Annotated in this window: 13 protein-coding genes and 3 rRNA genes; 7 read left to right on the top strand and 9 right to left on the bottom strand. The window is 66.9% G+C overall.

Annotated elements, in window-relative coordinates; genetic code table 11:
- Positions 1 to 76: 76 nt before the first annotated feature.
- Positions 77 to 859 (bottom strand): TetR/AcrR family transcriptional regulator, encoded by a 783-nt coding sequence (locus ABIE67_RS22505; protein ID WP_370260307.1) that lies wholly within the window; start codon positions 857 to 859, stop codon positions 77 to 79.
- A 383-nt stretch (positions 860 to 1,242) separates the two neighbouring features.
- Between ABIE67_RS22505 and ABIE67_RS22500 the strand changes: the two genes are divergently transcribed.
- Both ABIE67_RS22500 and ABIE67_RS22495 read left to right on the top strand, forming a co-directional pair.
- The gene (locus ABIE67_RS22500) at positions 1,243 to 2,622 is read left to right on the top strand and encodes an NAD(P)/FAD-dependent oxidoreductase (RefSeq protein WP_370268820.1); all 1,380 of its coding nucleotides are present in this window, start codon (positions 1,243 to 1,245) and stop codon (positions 2,620 to 2,622) included.
- A 251-nt stretch (positions 2,623 to 2,873) separates the two neighbouring features.
- Complete coding sequence (locus ABIE67_RS22495; protein WP_370260303.1) at positions 2,874 to 4,544, top strand: SpoIIE family protein phosphatase; 1,671 nt, start codon at positions 2,874 to 2,876, stop codon at positions 4,542 to 4,544.
- A 146-nt stretch (positions 4,545 to 4,690) separates the two neighbouring features.
- Here the strand turns inward: ABIE67_RS22495 and ABIE67_RS22490 are convergent, their stop codons facing one another.
- On the bottom strand, positions 4,691 to 5,962 hold the full coding sequence (locus ABIE67_RS22490) for an MFS transporter (protein ID WP_370268816.1): 1,272 nt from the start codon (positions 5,960 to 5,962) through the stop codon (positions 4,691 to 4,693).
- 132 nt (positions 5,963 to 6,094) lie between these two features.
- On the opposite strand from ABIE67_RS22490, the gene ABIE67_RS22485 reads away from it, so the two are divergent.
- From ABIE67_RS22485 to rrf, 4 genes are all read left to right on the top strand, one after another.
- The gene (locus tag ABIE67_RS22485; protein ID WP_370260299.1) at positions 6,095 to 6,643 is read left to right on the top strand and encodes a MarR family winged helix-turn-helix transcriptional regulator; all 549 of its coding nucleotides are present in this window, start codon (positions 6,095 to 6,097) and stop codon (positions 6,641 to 6,643) included.
- A 654-nt stretch (positions 6,644 to 7,297) separates the two neighbouring features.
- Positions 7,298 to 8,823, top strand: a 16S ribosomal RNA gene (locus ABIE67_RS22480).
- 307 nt (positions 8,824 to 9,130) lie between these two features.
- A 23S ribosomal RNA gene (locus tag ABIE67_RS22475) occupies positions 9,131 to 12,252 on the top strand.
- 88 nt (positions 12,253 to 12,340) lie between these two features.
- Positions 12,341 to 12,457 (top strand): 5S ribosomal RNA (gene rrf, locus ABIE67_RS22470).
- Together the 16S, 23S and 5S rRNA genes form the textbook arrangement of a ribosomal RNA operon.
- 47 nt (positions 12,458 to 12,504) lie before the next feature.
- Here rrf and ABIE67_RS22465 read toward each other — a convergent pair.
- Both ABIE67_RS22465 and ABIE67_RS22460 read right to left on the bottom strand, forming a co-directional pair.
- Positions 12,505 to 13,182 (bottom strand): response regulator, encoded by a 678-nt coding sequence (locus tag ABIE67_RS22465; RefSeq protein ID WP_370260296.1) that lies wholly within the window; start codon positions 13,180 to 13,182, stop codon positions 12,505 to 12,507.
- Entirely contained in the window at positions 13,179 to 14,438 is a 1,260-nt protein-coding gene (locus ABIE67_RS22460) for a sensor histidine kinase (protein ID WP_370268814.1), read from the bottom strand. The genes ABIE67_RS22465 and ABIE67_RS22460 overlap by 4 nt, the downstream gene beginning before the upstream one ends.
- Before the next feature lie 85 nt (positions 14,439 to 14,523).
- Between ABIE67_RS22460 and ABIE67_RS22455 the strand changes: the two genes are divergently transcribed.
- Entirely contained in the window at positions 14,524 to 15,087 is a 564-nt protein-coding gene (locus ABIE67_RS22455) for a GNAT family N-acetyltransferase (RefSeq protein WP_370260293.1), read from the top strand.
- A gap of 34 nt (positions 15,088 to 15,121) precedes the next feature.
- Here the strand turns inward: ABIE67_RS22455 and ABIE67_RS22450 are convergent, their stop codons facing one another.
- Genes ABIE67_RS22450 through ABIE67_RS22430 form a run of 5 tightly spaced genes read right to left on the bottom strand, consistent with a single transcriptional unit; the run spans position 15,122 to position 21,792 of the window.
- Positions 15,122 to 16,663 carry a type IV secretory system conjugative DNA transfer family protein gene (locus ABIE67_RS22450; protein WP_370260290.1) on the bottom strand — a complete coding sequence of 514 codons (1,542 nt, stop codon included), beginning with the start codon at positions 16,661 to 16,663 and terminating at the stop codon, positions 15,122 to 15,124.
- Positions 16,664 to 16,677: 14 nt separating this feature from the next.
- Positions 16,678 to 18,093 carry an ATP-binding protein gene (locus ABIE67_RS22445; RefSeq protein ID WP_370260288.1) on the bottom strand — a complete coding sequence of 472 codons (1,416 nt, stop codon included), beginning with the start codon at positions 18,091 to 18,093 and terminating at the stop codon, positions 16,678 to 16,680.
- A 6-nt stretch (positions 18,094 to 18,099) separates the two neighbouring features.
- On the bottom strand, positions 18,100 to 19,656 hold the full coding sequence (locus ABIE67_RS22440; protein ID WP_370260286.1) for an SCO6880 family protein: 1,557 nt from the start codon (positions 19,654 to 19,656) through the stop codon (positions 18,100 to 18,102).
- Positions 19,653 to 20,972 carry a hypothetical protein gene (locus tag ABIE67_RS22435; RefSeq protein ID WP_370260284.1) on the bottom strand — a complete coding sequence of 440 codons (1,320 nt, stop codon included), beginning with the start codon at positions 20,970 to 20,972 and terminating at the stop codon, positions 19,653 to 19,655. Before ABIE67_RS22435 ends, ABIE67_RS22440 begins: the two co-directional genes overlap by 4 nt.
- A complete protein-coding gene (locus tag ABIE67_RS22430) occupies positions 20,962 to 21,792 on the bottom strand; it encodes a hypothetical protein (protein ID WP_370260280.1) in 831 nt (276 codons plus the stop codon). Before ABIE67_RS22430 ends, ABIE67_RS22435 begins: the two co-directional genes overlap by 11 nt.
- Positions 21,793 to 21,898: the final 106 nt, after the last annotated feature.

Genomic DNA, 21,898 nt, shown 5'->3' with positions numbered 1-21,898 from the left:
CGGCACGGCACCCCGCCTCGCTGTCACCCCTTCGAATCACTCACCCTTCGCGGTCACGGTCCTCACCCGGGGCGAGTCACGCCTGAGGACGCGACCGCAACCCCTCCAGCAGGATGTCGAGCAACCGCGCCGAGGCCGCCGCCTGCTGCGCCGCGTCCGGCAGCGAGGGCGCCGCCGTCGCGATCACCAGCAGGACGTCCGACACCGACACATCGGCCCGCAGCTCACCCGCCGCGCGCGCCCGCTCCACCAGCTGGCCCACCACGTCGAGCAGCGCCGCCGCCCCCGCGTCGTCCACCGGGGCGACCGCGCCCGCCGGCGACTGCTCGGGCACCAACCGCAGCTCACCCGTGCCCGGCTGCATCCGCTGCTGCGGCACCCGGGCCTCGTCGAGTACGGCGCCGTCCTCGGCGACCCCGACCCGCAGCACCTGCGGCGGCAGCAGTCGGCCCGCGCCCGAGGCCACCGACGTCCGCAGGAAGCGCGAGAGCGCCGACCACGGCTCGTCCTCCTGACCGAGCGCGGTACGCGCCTGGTCGGTCAGCCGGGAGGTCTCCTCCTCGGCTATCCGCCGGACCAGAACGTCCTTGCTCGGGAAGCGCCGGTACACCGTGCCGACACCGACCCGCGCGCGTCGCGCCACGTCCTCCATCGGCGCGCCGTATCCCAGCTCGCCGAAGACCTCACGCGCCGCACGCAGCACGTGCTCCAGATTGCGCTGTGCGTCCACGCGCAGCGGCGTCGTACGCGACGCGTCCCCGCGTCCGTTACCCGCAGCCGCGCTGATCGTGCCGCCCACCGTCCCGCCGCCCGATGCGAGGGCGGACGCGGAAGGCCAACGAGATTCCTGAACATGCATAAGCGATCCCCCGGTAATGACGTCTCCCCCCGGAGACTCCCCGTCATTGCAAAGCCGGAGCGTCGCGGAACAAGCCCGGACAACAGGTCCGTCCCGTGTGACTCACGGACCCGATGAGCGCATCCCCCTACACCCCGTCAACACACGAACATAGTTGAGAGGGAGTCAATTCAGAAGGGGCAGGTTCCGCACAGAGCGCCCCTCGATCGGAGTACGGGTCGTTTACGCCCTGATTGCGCCACCCGCGATCCCCCGGCGCACACCCATTGACCTGCGGAGTTTCCGCGCACTCCGGCATTTCGGCCAAACCGCGCCGCCGACGGCCTCCGGTCACACAAATGGTCGAGCCTGTGGACAAACGCAAGCGCCGGGTGCGTCATGGGATGGTGAAGGAACGTGCGCGCATTCTCGTTGTCGGCGGCGGCTACGTCGGGATGTACACGGCCCTGCGTCTTCAGCGGAGGCTGAAACAGGAACTGGGCCGGGACGAAGCCGAGATCACGGTGGTCACTCCCGACCCGTACATGACCTATCAACCATTCCTCCCGGAAGCGGCCGCCGGCTCCATCTCCCCGCGCCATGTGGTCGTACCGCTGCGCCGTGTCCTGTCCCGGTGCCGGGTCATCATCGGCGAGGCCACCGCCATCGACCACGCCAAGCGCACCGCGACCCTGACCACCCTCGCCTCCGAGGAGGAGGGCACGGGCAGCGAACAGCTCTCCTACGACGAGCTCGTCCTCGCGCCCGGCTCCATCGCGCGCACCCTCCCCATCCCCGGCCTCGCCGACCACGGCATCGGCTTCAAGACCGTCGAAGAGGCCATCGGCCTGCGCAACCACGTCATCGAACAGATGGACATCGCCTCCTCCACCCGCGATCCCGCGATCCGCGACGCGGCCCTCACCTTCGTCTTCGTCGGCGGCGGATACGCCGGGGTCGAGGCGCTCGGCGAACTCGAGGACATGGCCCGCCATGCCACGCGCTACTACCACAACGTCCGGCCCGAGGACATGAAGTGGATCCTCGTCGAGGCCTCGGACCGCATCCTGCCCGAGGTCGGCGAGGACCTGGGCCGCTACACGGTCACCGAACTGCGCCGCCGCAACATCGACGTACGCCTGCACACCCGCCTGGAGTCCTGCGCGGACCGCGTCGCCGTCCTCAGCGACGGCGCCCGCTTCCCGACCCGTACGGTCGTCTGGACGGCCGGCGTCAAACCCCACCCGATCCTCGCCGCCACCGACCTGCCACTCAATGAGCGCGGCAGGCTGAAGTGCACCCCCGAGCTGACGATCGAGGGCACCACGCACGCGTGGGCCGCGGGAGACGCCGCCGCCGTCCCCGACGTCACCGCGGGCGAGCCCGGCCGAGAGTGCGCCCCCAACGCGCAGCACGCCCTGCGCCAGGCGAAGGTCCTGGGCGACAACATCGTCCACTCCCTGCGCGGCGAACACCTGGAGACGTACGCACACAAGTACGCGGGTTCGGTCGCCTCCCTCGGCTTCCACAAGGGGGTCGCGCAGGTCTACGGACGCAAGCTCAAGGGCTACCCTGCCTGGTTCATGCACCGCGTCTACCACCTCAGCAGGGTGCCGACCTTCAACCGCAAGGCCCGCGTCCTGGCCGAATGGACCCTCTCGGGACTCTTCAAGAGGGAGGTTGTCTCCCTAGGTTCACTCGAACATCCCCGAGCGGAGTTCGAACTCGCGGCCGGTGGAAAGTATCCCCTCAAGCCGGAAGACGACCCGAAGGGGTCGTCCTGACCGGACTCAGGAACTCCACCGACGGGGCAGGCGTCAGACGGGTGTCGGCCAGGTCGGCCGCACTGCCAGACTGATCCCGAACCCGGACGACGAACCGACCCCGACCCAGGACGCCCCTGGACGGGCACCCGCCCGCCCTTCGACCCACAAGGCTCTCCCCACAGTGCTGCATTCCGGGGGTGCTGGTGCCACCCCTCAGACCCAGGCCGGGTCCGGAGCTGGCCGAAGACGACGACACGAGGCAAGGATTCGTGAACTTCACGCGCTGGAGCGCCCGGCTCCCCGGAACGCAGCGCCGCGCGGCTGCGCGGACCGAACCCGCGGCGGCGGTCACCCAGGACCGCCGGGGAGAGAGCCCGGGCGCCGTCCCCGCGGCCCGCGCCGAACACCTCACCGACGACGCCAAGCCGATCCCCGCCGTGGACGAACTGCCGGTCCGTGAGGTCCTGGACCGCGTTCCGGCGCTGGTGGCCCTGGTCCACGGCTCCGATCACCGCCTGGCCTACGTCAACGACACCTACGTCACGGCCTTCGGCGTACGCCCCCCGGGCGAACCGGCCCGCGAGGCCCTCCCCGAGCTGGCCGAACTGGGCCTGCTCCCCCTCCTCGACCAGGTCCTGCGCAGCGGCAAGTCCCGCACCCTCAAGTCCCGCAAGGCCCCCGACGGCCGCTCCTACACCTTCACCTGCACCCCCGTCGCGGAGGGCGACGGCGGCGTCCTCGTCTTCGCCACGGACGTCACCGACCACGCGGAAGCCGCCGAACGCCTGCGCGCCAGCGAACGCCGCCAACGCGAAACCGCCGTCACCCTCCAGCGCTCCCTCCTCCCCCAGGAGCTCGAAGAGCCCGACGACCTGCGCGTCGCCGCCACCTACCACCCGGGTGGCACGGAGGCCGCGGTCGGCGGCGACTGGTACGACGTGATCACCCTCGGCGGCGGCCGCACGGCCCTGGTGATCGGCGACGTCATGGGCCGAGGAGTACGAGCAGCAGCGGTAATGGGCCAGCTCCGTACGGCAGTGAGGGCATACGCCCGCCTGGACCTCCCCCCGCACGAGGTCCTGCAGCTCCTGGACGGCCTGGCGATCGAGATCGACGCCAACCAGATCGCCACCTGCGTCTACGCCGTCCACGACCCGAACGAGGGACGCCTGGTCTACGCCTCCGCCGGCCACCTCCCCATCCTGGTCCGCGACGAGAACGGCGAGGTCCAACGCGCCGACGAACCCACCGGGCCGCCCCTGGGCACGGGCGGCTGGATGCACGCGTCCGGCTCGATCGCCCTGAGCCCCGGCTCCACGGCCGTCCTCTACACCGACGGCCTGGTGGAACGCCGGAACGAGGACCTGGACGAGGGCATCGCCTCCCTGGAGTGCGCCCTGGCCGGCGCGACGGGCACCCCCCAGGTCATCTGCGACCGCCTGGTCCGAAGCGCAGGCGTCACAGCGGACCACGACGACGACGTGGCGGTCCTGGTCCTTCAGCACCCGGCGCGCACCGGCCCCGACGGCGACCTCTTCCGCAACGCCGCTTTGGAACTCCTCGGCGGCGTCGAAGCGGCCCCCCGCGCGCGTGCCTTCGCCTCCGGCGTCCTGACCAGCTGGCGCTTCCCGCCCGACCTCCACGACCTGGGCGTCCTGGCCGCCAGCGAACTGGTCGCCAACTCCCTCCAGCACGGCACCCCACCCATGCGCCTCCGCCTCCGCCGCACCGACCGCCGCCTGATCATCGAGGTGACGGACGGCGACGACCACCTCCCCCGCCGCCGCCGCGCAGAACCAGGCGACGAGTCCGGCCGAGGCATCGCCATCGTCGCGTCCATCTCCTCGTCCTGGGGTTCCCGACGAACCCCGGGCGGCGGCAAGGCGGTCTGGTGCGAGTTCGTCCTACCGAAAACGGCCCTGGACCCCCAGAGACCCTGACCTTCAGCTAGTGCCTCTTCAGCGTCCGGCGTTTGAGGACGAGGCCGCAGGCCGATGGGGGTCCAGGGGGCTGAGCCCCTTGGCGGGGTCGAAGGGGCTCAGCCCCTTCAGAGATGGGAAGGGTAGGGGCGGCGGGGGCGAAAAACTCAGGCGTGCGCCCGCGACGACCCCGCAGCCGACGCAGTCCCCTGCGCGACCACCCGGCTCCTCCCCAACCACGGCTGATCCTGCACAGCGGTCAGCTGACGCCCCAACCGCACCGCGAGATACGTGATCCCCAGCGAGAACAACAGAAACGTCACCACATACGGCCCATGCAGCGCCGCCCCCATAGGCCCACCCACCGCCGGCCCCACAGCCAACGCAAGCTGCTTCACCAGGGCAAAAGCGGAGTTGTACTGCCCCGCCATCCCCTCCGGCGCAAGATCCGCCACCAACGGAGCAACCGTCGGCGACAACATCGCCTCACCCAGCCCGAACAGCGCATAGGTAGAGACGAAGGCCGCCGTAGCCATCTCCTGGCTCCCGTGCCCAAGCCCCGCATACGCCGCAGCAACCCACGCCACGGCCCAGATCAACCCCACAGCCGCGATCACCCGCGACCGCCTCCGCCGCTCGACGAACTTCAGCACGGCGAACTGCGCCACCACGATCATCGCGGTGTTGGCAGCCAACGCGGTCCCCAGCGCGGATGTGGAAACCCCGGCCGCCTCGACCCCGTAGGCACTCAGCCCCGACTCGAACTGCCCGTAGCAAGCGAAGAACAGAACGAACCCCAGCACACACAGCTGCACCATCGCCCGGTTCTGGAGCAACTGCTTCCAGCTCCCCTTCGTCGACCCGACGGCCCCCGGCGCCCCCTCGATCCGCGGCGCACGCGGCATCCGCACCGTCGACATCACCACGACGAGCAGCAGGAACATCGCCGCCTCGATCGCGAACAACAGAGTGAAGGACGAAACGCTGGTCGCATCCACGAGGTGCCCCCCGATCAGCCCGCCGACCCCCAGCCCCAGGTTCTGCAGAAAGAACTGCGTCGCGAACGCCCGCGACCGGGTCTCAGCGGTGGAACAGTCGACGATCATCGTCGCGAGCGCCGGCTGCATCACGGCCTGCCCCGCCCCGAGCGCGGCCGCCGCCAGGAGTACGGACACCGCACTCCCCGCGAGGCCAAGGCTCAGCGACCCGAGCGCGGCGGTGACCAGAGCGGCGAGCAGCACCGGCAGCGGACCCCGCCGGACGATGGCCCGCCCGGCGAACGGCAGCACGACCAGTGCCGCCACGGCGAAGACGGCGAGGACGAGCCCCGCCGTCATGGCACCCAGCCCCCGCACCTGCGCCACATAGACGTACAGGTAGGGGACGGTGAAACCGAGCCCGAACGCGCTGAGTGCGTTGCCCACGTGGATCCGGCGCATCGCTGCGCCCATCGCCCTGGTCACGTTCACCTCTCTCGATGTAGGTCTGAAGACTTCAAAGCTAAAGTTCGAAGCTAAACACTACACAGCGAAGGACTTCAACGCCAAGCAAGCCCGTGCCATACTCGGTCCATGGGCGACACCCACGGCATCAGCGAACCGACCCTCGAGGAACAGATCGCCGCGTACCAGCGCGAGTTCCAGGACCTGGACCCTCAGGTCGAGAAGGTCGTCTCGGCGCTGTCCCGCTTGAACCGCCGCATGAACGTCGCCTACGGCCGACAGACCGCCGCGCTCGGCATTAGCAACGCCGAGTGGGAGGTCCTCAAGGCCCTGGTCCTCTCCGGCGCCCCGTACCGGATGGGCCCCAGCGACCTCGCCAAGCGCCTCGGTCTCACCCCGGCCGCCATGACCCACCGGATCGACCGCATGGTCACCGAGGGCCTGGTCACCCGGGAGCGGGACGAGTCCAACCGCGTCCGCGTCATCGTCGAGCTCACCGTCGAGGGCAGGGAGAAGTGGCTGGAGGCGATGCGGCTCGCATCGGTCTTCGAGGAGGACCTGCTCCAGGACCTCTCGGCGGCGGAGCGCGCCACCCTCGGTGAGGTCCTCACCCGCCTGCTCCGCAGGGTGGAGCACGCCCAGCCGGACGCCGGCGGACGCCTCAGCGACCTGGACTGACCCGGGCCCCTGCTCCGCCGGAAAGATCTTGACAGGGGGTGCTTGACAGCCCCCTCCCCGATCCGTAGAGTTCTTCGGGTTGCCGCCGAGCCGTAACGGTTCTGCGACAGCACCTCCCGCCGCGAGAGCGGCAAACCAAACCACCAGCACGATCTCCCTATGGGGTTGATTTCGGCGTGCCCGAATTCAATTCGAATTGGGACTCGGCGGCCCGATTGGGAATCGCCGAGAGGATCCGCTAAGGTTTGAGACGTCGGAACGGCCCAACAGCCGCGAAGACAAGCCCCGCTGACTGGGGGTCAGGCCCGAAAGGATCTGATAGAGTCGGGACCGCCGGAAAGGGAAACGCGAAAGCGGAAACCTGGAAAGCACCGAGGAAATCGGATCGGAAAAAGATCTGATAGAGTCGGAAACGCAAGACCGAAGGGAAGCGCCCGGAGGAAAGCCCGAGAGGGTGAGTACAAAGGAAGCGTCCGTTCCTTGAGAACTCAACAGCGTGCCAAAAATCAACGCCAGATATGTTGATACCCCGTCTCCAGCATCTGCTGGGGCGAGGTTCCTTTGAAAAAACACAGCGAGGACGCTGTGAACGGCCGGGCTTATTCCGCCTGGCTGTTCCGCTCTCGTGGTGTTCATCCCGATTACGGGAAAACATTCACGGAGAGTTTGATCCTGGCTCAGGACGAACGCTGGCGGCGTGCTTAACACATGCAAGTCGAACGATGAACCACTTCGGTGGGGATTAGTGGCGAACGGGTGAGTAACACGTGGGCAATCTGCCCTTCACTCTGGGACAAGCCCTGGAAACGGGGTCTAATACCGGATATCACTCTCGCAGGCATCTGTGAGGGTCGAAAGCTCCGGCGGTGAAGGATGAGCCCGCGGCCTATCAGCTTGTTGGTGAGGTAATGGCTTACCAAGGCGACGACGGGTAGCCGGCCTGAGAGGGCGACCGGCCACACTGGGACTGAGACACGGCCCAGACTCCTACGGGAGGCAGCAGTGGGGAATATTGCACAATGGGCGAAAGCCTGATGCAGCGACGCCGCGTGAGGGATGACGGCCTTCGGGTTGTAAACCTCTTTCAGCAGGGAAGAAGCGAAAGTGACGGTACCTGCAGAAGAAGCGCCGGCTAACTACGTGCCAGCAGCCGCGGTAATACGTAGGGCGCAAGCGTTGTCCGGAATTATTGGGCGTAAAGAGCTCGTAGGCGGCTTGTCACGTCGGGTGTGAAAGCCCGGGGCTTAACCCCGGGTCTGCATTCGATACGGGCTAGCTAGAGTGTGGTAGGGGAGATCGGAATTCCTGGTGTAGCGGTGAAATGCGCAGATATCAGGAGGAACACCGGTGGCGAAGGCGGATCTCTGGGCCATTACTGACGCTGAGGAGCGAAAGCGTGGGGAGCGAACAGGATTAGATACCCTGGTAGTCCACGCCGTAAACGGTGGGAACTAGGTGTTGGCGACATTCCACGTCGTCGGTGCCGCAGCTAACGCATTAAGTTCCCCGCCTGGGGAGTACGGCCGCAAGGCTAAAACTCAAAGGAATTGACGGGGGCCCGCACAAGCAGCGGAGCATGTGGCTTAATTCGACGCAACGCGAAGAACCTTACCAAGGCTTGACATACACCGGAAACGTCTGGAGACAGGCGCCCCCTTGTGGTCGGTGTACAGGTGGTGCATGGCTGTCGTCAGCTCGTGTCGTGAGATGTTGGGTTAAGTCCCGCAACGAGCGCAACCCTTGTCCTGTGTTGCCAGCATGCCCTTCGGGGTGATGGGGACTCACAGGAGACCGCCGGGGTCAACTCGGAGGAAGGTGGGGACGACGTCAAGTCATCATGCCCCTTATGTCTTGGGCTGCACACGTGCTACAATGGCCGGTACAATGAGCTGCGATACCGCGAGGTGGAGCGAATCTCAAAAAGCCGGTCTCAGTTCGGATTGGGGTCTGCAACTCGACCCCATGAAGTCGGAGTTGCTAGTAATCGCAGATCAGCATTGCTGCGGTGAATACGTTCCCGGGCCTTGTACACACCGCCCGTCACGTCACGAAAGTCGGTAACACCCGAAGCCGGTGGCCCAACCCCTTGTGGGAGGGAGCTGTCGAAGGTGGGACTGGCGATTGGGACGAAGTCGTAACAAGGTAGCCGTACCGGAAGGTGCGGCTGGATCACCTCCTTTCTAAGGAGCACTTCTAGGCTGCCTCGGCAGTCCAGAGGCCAGTACATCGGCGAATGTCTGATGCTGGTTGCTCATGGGTGGAACGTTGATTATTCGGCACGGTTCAGTATGGATGAGAGCGTTAGTACTGCTTCGGCGTGGAACGCGAAGCTCATCAACTGATCGTGTCGGGCACGCTGTTGGGTGTCTGAAGTAACGGCCGTGAGGTTGTGCTTCGGAAGCCGGCCCCAGTGAACTCCGGTTTGTACCGGGGGTGATGGGTGGCTGGTCGTTGTTTGAGAACTGCACAGTGGACGCGAGCATCTGTGGCCAAGTTTTTAAGGGCGCACGGTGGATGCCTTGGCACCAGGAACCGATGAAGGACGTGGGAGGCCACGATAGTCCCCGGGGAGTCGTCAACCAGGCTTTGATCCGGGGGTTTCCGAATGGGGAAACCCGGCAGTCGTCATGGGCTGTCACCCATACCTGAACACATAGGGTATGTGGAGGGAACGCGGGGAAGTGAAACATCTCAGTACCCGCAGGAAGAGAAAACAACCGTGATTCCGGGAGTAGTGGCGAGCGAAACCGGATGAGGCTAAACCGTATACGTGTGAGACCCGGCAGGGGTTGCGTGTACGGGGTTGTGGGATCTCTCTTTCACAGTCTGCCGGCTGTGAGGCGAGTCAGAAACCGTTGATGTAGACGAAGGACATGCGAAAGGTCCGGCGTAGAGGGTAAGACCCCCGTAGTCGAAACGTCAGCGGCTCGTTTGAGAGACACCCAAGTAGCACGGGGCCCGAGAAATCCCGTGTGAATCTGGCGGGACCACCCGCTAAGCCTAAATATTCCCTGGTGACCGATAGCGGATAGTACCGTGAGGGAATGGTGAAAAGTACCCCGGGAGGGGAGTGAAATAGTACCTGAAACCGTGTGCCTACAAGCCGTGGGAGCGTCGGAACAAGGCTTGCCTTGTTCTCGTGACTGCGTGCCTTTTGAAGAATGAGCCTGCGAGTTTGCGGTGTGTTGCGAGGTTAACCCGTGTGGGGAAGCCGTAGCGAAAGCGAGTCCGAATAGGGCGGTATAGTAGCGCGCTCAAGACCCGAAGCGGAGTGATCTAGCCATGGGCAGGTTGAAGCGGAGGTAAGACTTCGTGGAGGACCGAACCCACCAGGGTTGAAAACCTGGGGGATGACCTGTGGTTAGGGGTGAAAGGCCAATCAAACTCCGTGATAGCTGGTTCTCCCCGAAATGCATTTAGGTGCAGCGTCGTGTGTTTCTTGCCGGAGGTAGAGCACTGGATAGGCGATGGGCCCTACCGGGTTACTGACCTTAGCCAAACTCCGAATGCCGGTAAGTGAGAGCGCGGCAGTGAGACTGTGGGGGATAAGCTCCATGGTCGAGAGGGAAACAGCCCAGAGCATCGACTAAGGCCCCTAAGCGTACGCTAAGTGGGAAAGGATGTGGAGTCGCAGAGACAACCAGGAGGTTGGCTTAGAAGCAGCCACCCTTGAAAGAGTGCGTAATAGCTCACTGGTCTAGTGATTCCGCGCCGACAATGTAGCGGGGCTCAAGCGTACCGCCGAAGTCGTGTCATTGCAGCATATAGGGCCAACGCCTGCTGTGATGGGTAGGGGAGCGTCGTGTGCCGGGTGAAGCCGCGCCGGAAGGCAGTGGTGGACGGTTCACGAGTGAGAATGCAGGCATGAGTAGCGATTCACACGTGAGAAACGTGTGCGCCGATTGACTAAGGGTTCCTGGGTCAAGCTGATCTGCCCAGGGTAAGTCGGGACCTAAGGCGAGGCCGACAGGCGTAGTCGATGGATAACCGGTTGATATTCCGGTACCCGCTGTGAAGCGTCAAACATTGAACCAGGCGATGCTAAGTCCGTGAAGCCGCCCTGGAGCCTTCGGGCAAAGGGGAGTGGTGGAGCCGACGAACCAGACTTGCAGTAGGTGAGTGATGGGGTGACGCAGGAAGGTAGTCCATCCCGGGCGGTGGTTGTCCCGGGGTAAGGGTGTAGGACGTCAGGTAGGTAAATCCGCCTGGCACATAGTCTGAGACCTGATGCCGAGCCGATTGTGGTGAAGTGGATGATCCTATGCTGTCGAGAAAAGCCTCTAGCGAGTTTCATGGCGGCCCGTACCCTAAACCGACTCAGGTGGTCAGGTAGAGAATACCGAGGCGTTCGGGTGAACTATGGTTAAGGAACTCGGCAAAATGCCCCCGTAACTTCGGGAGAAGGGGGGCCACGTCTGGTGAGAGGACTTGCTCCTCGAGCTGGGGGTGGCCGCAGAGACCAGCGAGAAGCGACTGTTTACTAAAAACACAGGTCCGTGCGAAGCCGTAAGGCGATGTATACGGACTGACGCCTGCCCGGTGCTGGAACGTTAAGGGGACCGGTTAGTCACTCTTCGGGGTGGCGAAGCTGAGAACTTAAGCGCCAGTAAACGGCGGTGGTAACTATAACCATCCTAAGGTAGCGAAATTCCTTGTCGGGTAAGTTCCGACCTGCACGAATGGCGTAACGACTTCTCGACTGTCTCAACCATAGGCCCGGTGAAATTGCACTACGAGTAAAGATGCTCGTTTCGCGCAGCAGGACGGAAAGACCCCGGGACCTTTACTACAGTTTGATATTGGTGTTCGGTTCGGCTTGTGTAGGATAGGTGGGAGACTTTGAAGCGGGCACGCCAGTGTTCGTGGAGTCGTCGTTGAAATACCACTCTGGTCGTGCTGGATGTCTAACCTGGGTCCGTGATCCGGATCAGGGACAGTGTCTGATGGGTAGTTTAACTGGGGCGGTTGCCTCCTAAAGAGTAACGGAGGCGCCCAAAGGTTCCCTCAGCCTGGTTGGCAATCAGGTGTTGAGTGTAAGTGCACAAGGGAGCTTGACTGTGAGACCGACGGGTCGAGCAGGGACGAAAGTCGGGACTAGTGATCCGGCGGTGGCTTGTGGAAGCGCCGTCGCTCAACGGATAAAAGGTACCCCGGGGATAACAGGCTGATCTTCCCCAAGAGTCCATATCGACGGGATGGTTTGGCACCTCGATGTCGGCTCGTCGCATCCTGGGGCTGGAGTCGGTCCCAAGGGTTGGGCTGTTCGCCCATTAAAGCGGTACGCGAGCTGGGTTTAGAACGTCGTGAGACAGTTCGGTCCCTATCCGCTGTGCGCGTAGGAGTCTTGAGAAGGGCTGTCCCTAGTACGAGAGGACCGGGACGGACGAACCTCTGGTGTGCCAGTTGTTCTGCCAAGGGCATGGCTGGTTGGCTACGTTCGGGAGGGATAACCGCTGAAAGCATCTAAGCGGGAAGCCTGCTTCGAGATGAGGACTCCCACCCACTTGATGGGGTAAGGCTCCCAGTAGACGACTGGGTTGATAGGCCGGATCTGGAAGCACGGTAACGTGTGGAGGTGACCGGTACTAATAGGCCGAGGGCTTGTCCTCAGTTGCTCGCGTCCACTGTGTTGGTTCTGAAACCACGAACAGCCCCATGCCTGGTCACGGCGTGGTGCGGCTGACAGTTTCATAGTGTTTCGGTGGTTATAGCGTGAGGGAAACGCCCGGTTACATTCCGAACCCGGAAGCTAAGCCTTACAGCGCCGATGGTACTGCAGGGGGGACCCTGTGGGAGAGTAGGACGCCGCCGAACAAATTTTAGAAAAGGCCCACACCTTATGGTGTGGGCCTTTTCGCGTTTCAGGACGGGATCACCAGTCCGGAGTCGTACGCCAGAATCACCGCCTGAATTCGATCCCGTGAGCCCGTCTTCGCGAGGATGCGGCCGACGTGGGTTTTCACCGTCGACTCGGCCAGGTGGAGGCGAGTGGCTATCTCCGTGTTGGTCCATCCCTGGCCGATCACCGTGAGGATCTCGCGTTCGCGGTCGGTGAGGGGAGCGAGGCGGGGGTCCAGGGCTGTCGGCTCCGGGGTGCCGGCCGGGTTCTGCTTCGGTAGATGGTGGACGTACGCGTCGAGGAGGCGGCGGGTCAGGCTCGGGGCGACCACCGCGTCGCCTGTCGCCACCGCGCGGATGCCCGACAGGAGCTCTTCCGGCTGAGCGTCCTTGACGAGGAAGCCGGAGGCGCCTGCTCGGAGGCCGGCGTAGGCGTATTCGTCGAGGTCGAAGGTCGTGAGGATCAGGACCCGGGTGCGGTCGCCGGAGGCGGTGATGCGGCGGGTGGCCTCGATGCCGTCGAGGCCGGGCATGCGGACGTCCATCAGGACCACGTCGGGGTGGAGCTCCGAGGTCATGCGGATGGCCTCGCTGCCGTTGGCCGCCTCGCCCAGCACTGTCATGTCGTCCTGGCTTTCGAGGAGCATCCGGAAGCCGAAGCGCTGGAGGGGCTGGTCGTCGGCGATGAGGACGGTGGTCACTGCGGGGGTTCCTCCGGGAGGTACAGATGGACGCGCCAGCCCTGTTCGGGGTGCGGGCGTGGGCCGGCCTCAAGTGTGCCGCCGTACAGGGCGGTTCGCTCGCGCATTCCGGGCAGGCCGCGGCCGCCGGTGGGCTGCGGGGTGCGGTGATCGGGGCCGCTGCTGCCGGTGTCGGTCACCGTCAGGGTCACGGCGCCCTTCTCCTCGTACGACAGCTCTATGGCGGCTGTGGTGCCGGGGCCGGTGTGTTTGAGGGTGTTGGTGAGGGCTTCCTGGATGACTCGGTAGACGGTGAGTTGGCGGCCCGGGGGGAGGGTGGGGATGCCGTGGGTGGTGGTGTGGACGGGGAGGCCTGCGGCGCGTACGCCGTCGAGGAGTTTGGCGAGGTCGGTGAGGGTGGGTTGGGGGGCCAGCTCCGGCTGGGGGGATCGGGGCTGCTCCTCGTCGCGGAGGACGTCGAGCAGGCGGCGTAGTTCGGACAGGGCCTGGCGGCTGGTGGTGGCGATGGCGTGGAGGGCCTGGGCGGCGCGTTCCGGGGACTTGGCGGCCGCGTACTGGCCGCCGTCGGCCAAGCCGGTGATGACGGAGAGGTTGTGGCCGATGATGTCGTGCATCTCGCGGGCGATGCGGGCGCGTTCGGCGGCGGCGGCGAGCTGGGCCTGCTGGTCGCGTTCGATCTCCAGACGGCGGGCGCGGTCCTCGAGGGCCTCGGTGTGGTCGCGGCGGGTGCGGACCGTGATGCCGATGGCTGTTGCCACGACGACGGACATCAGCACGGGGACGATGTCCTTGTCCGCGCTGCCCTGCGGGTGGCGGGCGGCCATCACCGCGACCGGTGTGGTGATCAGGGCCGCTGCCCACCACAGGTGGCGCGGAGGGCGGCGCAGGGCGATGTGGAAGACGACGAGGAGTTGGAGCAGGACCGCTTGGAGGGCGATGCCGGTCCAGGCGTTGACGAGGGCGAAGGGGGCGATCGCGAGGAGTACGGTCCGGGGGTGGGCGCGTCGCAGGAGGAGGGGGACGGACAGGCCGAGGCTGAGGGTGAGGACGAGCCAGCCGGGGTTGTCGCGGTCGCGGGCCACGTTGAGCCAGCCGTCGCCGTAGTAGTCGATGAGAGCTGCGGTCACCCAGAAGCCGGTGAGGTGCAGGTCCCAGACGAGTGGGTGGCGTCGGTCGAAGGCGCGCACGCGTCGGGTGATGCGCTGGATGTGCTGGGTGAGGGGTTCCGTCGCTCGCTCTTCCGTCACGCGGTCCATCGTGCGGGCTTTCCGGCAGGCGTCACAGAGCCGCAGGGCGTATTCCGGGTGAGCGATGTCGTACCCAGGTACTACGGTGGCGGCCATGAGCACCACGAACCCCGGGGCCTACGTCATCCGGTCGATACGTGCCGACGAGTGGCCCGCCGCTAAGGAGTTGCGGCTTGCCGCGCTGCGGGATCCGGTCGCGCCGCTGGCGTTTCTGGAGACCTACGAGCAGGCCGTGGCCCGGCCCGACTCCTTCTGGCAGGAGCGGGCCGCCGGGGCCTGTGAGGGGGCCGACGGGGCGCAGCAGATCATCGCCGAGGGCCCGGACGGCGGGTGGGTCGGGACGTTGACCGTGCTGGTCGAGGAGCCGGGGACGACCGACTGGGCCGGGTTTCCGGTGGAGCGGAAGCAGGGGCATGTGGTCGGTGTGTTCGTGCGGCCCGAGGAGCGGGGGAGCGGGCTGACCGATGTGCTCTTCGACGCCGGCCTGGAGTGGGCGTGGTCGCGGGGCGCGGAGCGGGTGCGGCTGATCGTGCACGAGGACAACGGGCGGGCGCAGCGGTTCTACCGGAAGGTGGGGTTCGTGCCGAGTGGGCTCTCGGTGCCGCTTGCCGGGCAGTCGGCGGAGTCCGAGTGGGAGTTCGTCATCGAGCGGCCGTGAGGGCGTGAGGGGGCCGGGCCGGTAACTGGTCGGCCTAGACCGGGAGTTCGTCGTGCGGCCAGCGGGAGCGGGCCTGTTCCCGGGACCGGAGCAGGGCCAGGGCCGGCATGCCCCGGTCCGCTCCGGTGGCCAGCAGCTCCGGCAGCTGGGGAAGCGGAGCCACGGCGGCGACGTCGTCCAGGACGAGCGTCAGTGGTGGGTCGAGGCGACCGGAGGATGACCGTTCGGCCATGCGCCGGCCGCGCTCGACCACGCTTGCGGCGAGGGCCGTCAGGAGTGGCATGGCGCCCGGGTTGGCTCGGGGGTCCTCGATGGATTCACCCACCACATAAAGCGTGCCCCCTTCATGCACGAAGGAATCCAAGGTGAGGGCATCAGTTCGGTTTGGAGTGCATGACTCCCGGATGTTGACCGTGGAGAGCGCCGAGAGGGCCCTGGTGGTCAACTCCTGGGCCATGTCACGGCGTTCGGGGTGGGCCGTGAGGGCGGCTTCGAGTTCGCCGGCCGCGCCCGGGGCCGCCTTCGGGTTCGTACGGAGGATGCGTACGGCGTCCTGGATCTGGCCGCCCTGGGACCAGCGGTGGACGTGGCGGACGGTGCGGCCGTCGATGGCCGCGGCGTGGAGGTAGCTGCGCAGGAGTGTTTCGGCGGTGTCGCTGACCGCCTGGTCGAGGCGGGAGGTGGGGCGGACCGGGGTCAGGAGTGCGGTGGCTCTGGAGACCGCGGTTTGTTTGTCCTCGCAGCCTGTGGTGGGGGACCAGTGGAGGCGGGCCGGGGTGTCGCAGAGGTGGGTGGGGTCGTAGAGGAGGACCGGGCCCAGTTTCGCGCGGGCGTCCTTCGTGTCCTGCCAGAGGGCCGGGTTCGACGTGACTACGAGGGTGGGGCCTTCCGCGTCGTGTACGGCCTGCGTTGCGGTTGTGTGGCGGCTTTCCCTCGGGGCTACGACAAGTCTGTCCCACGCCGGTTCGCCGAGTGCCCTGCCTGGGGTGTCCGTCGTCGGCAGGTGGGCATCGGACTGCCCCGTCGGCTGCGGCTGCGGCTGCCTCTGGGGCTGCGGCTCCGGTTCCGTTCTGGGGGCGGGTACGACGTGCGGTGCGGGGACCTCGTGCGCTATCGGTCCCGGTGCTTCCGCAGTCCCTGACTCTCCCGCGTCCTTCGCCTTTCCCACGCCCTCCGTCTTACCCACGCGCCGCCCCGCCCTGACCGCCCGCCACCGTGCCACTGTCCCCAGCACGAACACGGTCAGCACGATCAGGGCCATCAGCTGGCCGATGAAGAGCCCCCAGAACAGGCCGTACCCGGAGAGCTGGTCGCTCGGTGTCTCCGGCCACGCGCCCGGGATGTCGTGGGGCTGTGCGATCAGGGAGCGCATGGCCAGGGGCGTGTGGGCGAAGGTGACGCCGGAGGGCCAGGAGCCGTGCGCGAACAGGGCTGACAGGCCCGTGGCCGTCCAGACCAGCAGGGTCATGCCGAGGAGGAAGGCGAGTATGCCGATGAGCAGGCCGTCGGGGATGCCTCCCTGGCCGTCCCGGTGGTCCCCGTGCTCCCGGTGTGCCCGGCGGTCGTCCGGTCTCACGCTGCCTCCCAGCCCTAGGCCACCGTCGATTCGGAGTCGCCGAGGTGTTGTTCGACGAAGGCCGCCGCCCGTTCCTCCGCCTCCAGCTCGGCGGCGCGCAGGGCGTCGTCGGTCAGGTCGCGGTCGGCGGACGACTCCGTCATCGCGCGGTCGGTGAAGACCAGGGGGCGTTCCGTCTCGGTGACCAGGTGTTTGACCACCTGGACGTTGCCGTTGACGTCCCACACCGCGATGCCCGGGGTGAGGGACGGGATGATCTCCACGGCCCAGCGTGGCAGGCCGAGGACGCGGCCCGTCGCCCGAGCCTCGTCGGCCTTCTGGGCGTAGATCGTCCTGGTCGACGCCATCTTCAGGATCGCTGCGGCTTCCTTGGCCGCCGCGCCGTCCACGACGTCGGACAGGTGGTGGACGACGGCGACGAAGGACAGGCCCAGGCGCCGGCCGAACTTCAGCAGGCGCTGGAACAGCTGGGCCACGAAGGGGCTGTTGATGATGTGCCAGGCCTCCTCGACCAGGAAGATGCGCTTCTTCCGGTCGGGGCGGATCCAGGTGTGCTCCAGCCATACGCCCACGATCGCCATCAGGATCGGCATGGCGATCGAGTTGCGGTCGATGTGGGACAAATCGAACACAATGAGCGGCGCGTCAAGGTCGATGCCGACCGTCGTGGGGCCGTCGAACATGCCGCGCAGGTCACCGTCGACCAGTCGGTCCAGTACCAGCGCCACGTCCAGGCCCCACGCCCGTACGTCGTCTATGGCGACGTTCATCGCCTCGGCCGACTCCGGCTCGGGGTGCCGTAGCTGTTCGACGATGTCGGTGAGGACGGGCTGGCGGTCGAGGATGGTCTCGTTGACGTAGGCGTGGGCGACCTTGAGGGCGAAGCCCGAGCGTTCGTCGAGGCCGTGGCCCATCGCGACCTCGATGATCGTCCGGAGCAGGGCGAGCTGGCCCGTCGTCGTGATCGCGGGGTCGAGCGGGTTGAGGCGGATCCCCATGTCCAGGGCCGCCATCGGGTCCAGGCGGATGGGAGTTATTCCCAGCTCCTGCGCGATGAGGTTCCACTCGCCGACGCCGTCCTCGCCCTGGGCGTCCAGGACGACGACCTGGCGGTCGCGGAAGCGCAGCTGGCGCAGGACGTACGTCTTCTCCAGCGCGGACTTGCCGTTTCCCGACTCGCCGAGGACCAGCCAGTGCGGGGCGGGGAGCTGCTGGCCGTACAGCTGGAAGGGGTCGTAGATGTAGCCCTTTCCGGAATACACCTCGCGGCCGATGATCACCCCCGAGTCACCGAGACCCGGCGCGGCGGTCGGGAGGTAGACCGCCTGGGCCTGGCCCGTCGACGTGCGCACCGGAAGCCGGGTCGTCTCGACCTTTCCGAAGAGGAAGGACGTGAAGGCGTCGGTGAGGACGGACAGCGGGTCCCGCATCAGGTCCTACCTCCGAATGCCGGTGGCGAAGGGGAGCGTGTTGACGAATGCCCGGTGATGCTCGCGGTCGCACCACTCCAGCTTCAGATACGACTTTCCGGCCGACGCCCGGATGGTCCGCTTGTCGCGGGCCAGGGCCTCGGGGGAGCGGGAGGAGACGGTGATGTAGCCGACCAGGTTGACGCCGGCGGCGCCGCTCGCGAGGTCTTCTCCTCGCTGGTCGAGACGGTTGTGGGCGGCGATGTCGCGGGGGTCGACGGTCCGGTTCATCTTGGCGGCGCGGCTGGCCTCCGCCTCGTCGTTGGTCTTCTCGGTCAGCATGCGCTCGATGGCGACCTCGGTGGGTTCGAGGTCCATCGTGACGGCGACCGTGCGGATGACGTCCGGGGTGTGGACCAGGAGCGGTGCCAGGAAGTTGACGCCGACCGGGGTCATCGGCCACTCCTTCACCCAGGCGGTGGCGTGGCACCAGGGGGCGCGGGTGGAGGACTCCCGGGTCTTGGCCTGGAGGAAGGTGGGCTCCATGGCGTCCAGCTCGGCCGGCCAGGCGTTGCGCTTCGTCATCGCCTGGATGTGGTCGATCGGGTGGTCCGGGTCGTACATGGAGTGGATGAGGGACGCCAGACGGCCCTGACCGAGGGGCTGCCGGACGCGGATGTCGGCCTCCTGGAGGCGCGAGCAGATGTCGGTCAGCTCGCGGGCCATGACGACCGCGAGGCCCGCGTCCCGGTCGACCTTGCCGCCGTGCGGACGGGCCGCGCGGGCCATCGCCTGGGCCTCGGCGGCCAGTTCGCGGGTGAAGTGCATGCAGGCGACGAGGTACGCGCGGTGCTGCTCGCTGCTCGTCGACACCATCGACTGGAGTTGGTCGTACGACTGCTGCAGCCAGCCGAGGGCCCGCTCGTCGCCTCGTTGGGCGACGTCCTTGGCGTGGGCGTCGGGGTCGGCGGGGAGGGTGCGGGCGAGCATCTGGAGGCGGGTGACGAAGCCGTCGCCGTTGGCGACATGCTTCAGCAGGGTGCCGAAGCGGTCGACGAGGGCTTCCTGGTCCTCGGAGTCGCGCAGGCCCACGCCGGGGCCCTCGATCTCGATCGCGGCCGTGACGGTGCGCCGGTCCGCGTGCAGGAGTACGGCGATCTCGTCGGGCCCGAAGGGCGCGGCCAGCCAGGTGATGCGGCCGATGCCGGGCGGCGGGCCGACCTCGACCTCGCGCCCGTCGAGGTGGGTGCCTGCCTCGACGGCGCCGGAGCGGTAGGCCGTGCCCTGGCGGAGGGTGCGCTTGTAGCTGCGGTTGATCTCGAACCACTTGTAGAAGGTCCGGTGCTTGTACGGCACGTAGACCGCCGCCAGCGCGAGCAGCGGGAAGCCCATCAGCAGCACGATGCGCAGCGACAGGACGGGGACGAGGAGCCCGCACATCATGCCGAGGAACGCGCCCCCGATGATCAACGTGATCTCGCCGGTCTCGCGGTTGCGGCCGACGATCGCGTTCGGCCGGGCGCGGCCGATCAGATATGAACGGCGGGGCGTGACTGCGTGGGACACGTGGGACTCGGTCGTCAACGCCCGTCACCTCCTGAACGGTTGCTGTTGCGGGTGTTGCTGGCGTGGGGGGTGTTCACCGGGCTGCCCGAGCGGGGTGCGGGTGCGGCGGAGGGGACAGATCCGCCGCCCCCGTTCGAGGAGCGCGAGCTGTGTGCGGCGACGCCGCCGGAGGCGGGGTTGGACGGGCGGGCGCCCGAGCCGGACTGGCCGCCGCCCTGGTTGTCCGCGCGGGAGCTGTGGGTCTTGATGCCCTGGGCGACGAGGGTCGCCGGGGAGCTGATGACGGCGGCGGCCTTGCCTTCGGCGCCGCGCATGATGCGGTTGTTGCGGGAGCCGGCGAGCTCGTCGCCGAAGCCGGGCACGAAGCGGTAGATCATCGCGCTCGCGAAGATGGCGAGCAGGATGATGGCCAGGCCGGAGACCACGGCCGAGAAGGCGTTCGGGCCGTCGTCGGCGGACAGGGCGCCGGCCAGGCCGAGCACTATGACGATGACCGGCTTCACGAGGATGACGGCGATCATGATGCCCGCCCAGCGGCGGACGTGGCCCCACAGGTTCTTGTCGACCAGGCCCGCGTAGACGACGGTGCCGAGGAGGGCGCCGACGTAGAGCAGGGCGGCGCGGATGACGAGCTCCAGCCAGAGGACGCCGGCGGCGAGGATGGAGACCAGGGACACCACGATCAGCATGATCGGGCCGCCGCCGATGTCCTCGCCCTTCTCCAGGGCGCCGGAGAAGGTGCCGAAGAAGGTGTCCGTCTGGTCGCCCGTCGTTTTCGCGAGGACGTCGGTGATGCCGTCGGTGGCCGATACGACCGTGTAGAGGATCAGCGGCGTGAACGCCGACGCCAGCACCGTCAGCCAGAGGAAGCCGATCGCCTCCGAGATGGCGGTGCTGAGGGGGACGCCTCGGACGGCTCGCTTGGCGACCGCCAGGAGCCAGAGGAGGAGGGTCAGGACGGTCGACGCCGCGAAGACGACGGCGTACTGCTGGAGGAACTTCTCGTTCGTGAAGTCGACGTTGGCGGTCTCCTTCACGGCCTCGCTGAGCTTGTTGACGGTCCAGGCGGCGGCTTCGGCGCAGCCCTTGGCGAGGGAGGAGAGGGGGTCGAGGGTGGAGGTGGGGTCGGTCAGGGAGGGGGTGCCGCCCCCTCCGCCCGAGTCGCTTCCTTGCTCGCAGTACTTTTTGGCGGGACCCGCGATGAGGGAGCATGCGTCGTCGCTCGGTGAGGGCGTGGGAGCTGCGGCAGCGCGGGATGCCAGCAGTACGGCGGTGGCTTGTACAGCGACGACCAGGCCGGTGAACTTGAGCGCGCGGTGATGGCTACCGGGCATAGGTGAACCCTCCGAACTCCTGGACCGCCTTGCTGATCTCATCGGACCCGGAAATGGGGTTGTCTCCGGTGACGGGGGTCGGGCCGGTCTTCTGAGTGGTCTCGAGGACCTTCCAGTCGCCACCGCTCCAGTTCAGCTTCATCGTCACGGTGAACCAGGTACTGGTCACGGGGTTGGTCGAGTCGTCACCAGCGAGCCCGAACAGGCCATTGCACCAGACCTCGACCGTGGCAGCGTTGCTGCCGAAAGAGGTGACCTTGGTGCCGGCCGGCAGCGTGCGATTGACGAACGTCTTGCCCGCGGGAGCACTGCCGTCTTCATTGAGGCCGATTCTCTTCAGGAGTCCAGCGGAGTAGTCCTTGTCGAAACCGGACTGGAGCTGCGCAACCGAGGTGGGGGCGGCGACGGTCTGCACGATCTCGTGCCGCCTGGACACGCTGAACATGCCGTCAGAGCCCAGCGCAGCGGCATAGTTCGCCGCCGCGCTCTGCGCCCCCTGCTCATCCCGCGCGAACCCCCCTGGAATCCCCGCGGCCTTCCCGTCCACGGGGCGGGCCCCGCTGGCGGCTGTGGACGAGGAATTCGGCTGGTTCTCGTCGCCGGAGGTGGAAGGGGAGTCTTCGCCTCCACGGTTCGCGAAGGCGATCGCTGCGATGAGGAGGACGACCACGCCGACCACGGTGACCAGGCTCCGGGACGACGAGCGGCCACCCCGCCGCGCGCCCCCGTACACGTCACCGCCGCCTTCGGGCAGTCGGGTGCGGGTCTGACCCGTGCCTCCGTAACCGCCGGAGGACTCCCGCTCGTCTCCGAGACTCATGCCGCGTACGCCCCCTCGACGTCGGACAAAAACACGTAGGAGTACGACGGTAGCCGTGCTGGTTCCCGCATGGGCGCGGTGTGGTGACTCGACATCAGGGAAACGC

Source organism: Streptomyces sp. V4I8 (genome assembly GCF_041261225.1).
In the GTDB taxonomy this organism is placed as follows: Bacteria; Actinomycetota; Actinomycetes; order Streptomycetales; family Streptomycetaceae; genus Streptomyces.
The sequence above is the reverse complement of the archived record's forward strand: the minus strand, read 5'-3'. Positions and strand labels throughout refer to the sequence as shown.

Bases quoted from the DNA above. Each gene is read 5' to 3' on its own strand.
- ABIE67_RS22505 (WP_370260307.1), bottom strand. From the start codon at position 859: ATGCATGTTCAGGAATCTCGTTGGCCTTCCGCGTCCGCCCTCGCATCG.
- ABIE67_RS22500 (WP_370268820.1), top strand. From the start codon at position 1,243: ATGGTGAAGGAACGTGCGCGCATTCTCGTTGTCGGCGGCGGCTACGTC.
- ABIE67_RS22490 (WP_370268816.1), bottom strand. From the start codon at position 5,962: ATGCGCCGGATCCACGTGGGCAACGCACTCAGCGCGTTCGGGCTCGGT.
- ABIE67_RS22485 (WP_370260299.1), top strand. From the start codon at position 6,095: ATGGGCGACACCCACGGCATCAGCGAACCGACCCTCGAGGAACAGATC.
- ABIE67_RS22460 (WP_370268814.1), bottom strand. From the start codon at position 14,438: ATGGACCGCGTGACGGAAGAGCGAGCGACGGAACCCCTCACCCAGCAC.
- ABIE67_RS22455 (WP_370260293.1), top strand. From the start codon at position 14,524: ATGAGCACCACGAACCCCGGGGCCTACGTCATCCGGTCGATACGTGCC.
- ABIE67_RS22445 (WP_370260288.1), bottom strand. From the start codon at position 18,093: ATGCGGGACCCGCTGTCCGTCCTCACCGACGCCTTCACGTCCTTCCTC.
- ABIE67_RS22435 (WP_370260284.1), bottom strand. From the start codon at position 20,972: ATGCCCGGTAGCCATCACCGCGCGCTCAAGTTCACCGGCCTGGTCGTC.
- ABIE67_RS22430 (WP_370260280.1), bottom strand. From the start codon at position 21,792: ATGAGTCTCGGAGACGAGCGGGAGTCCTCCGGCGGTTACGGAGGCACG.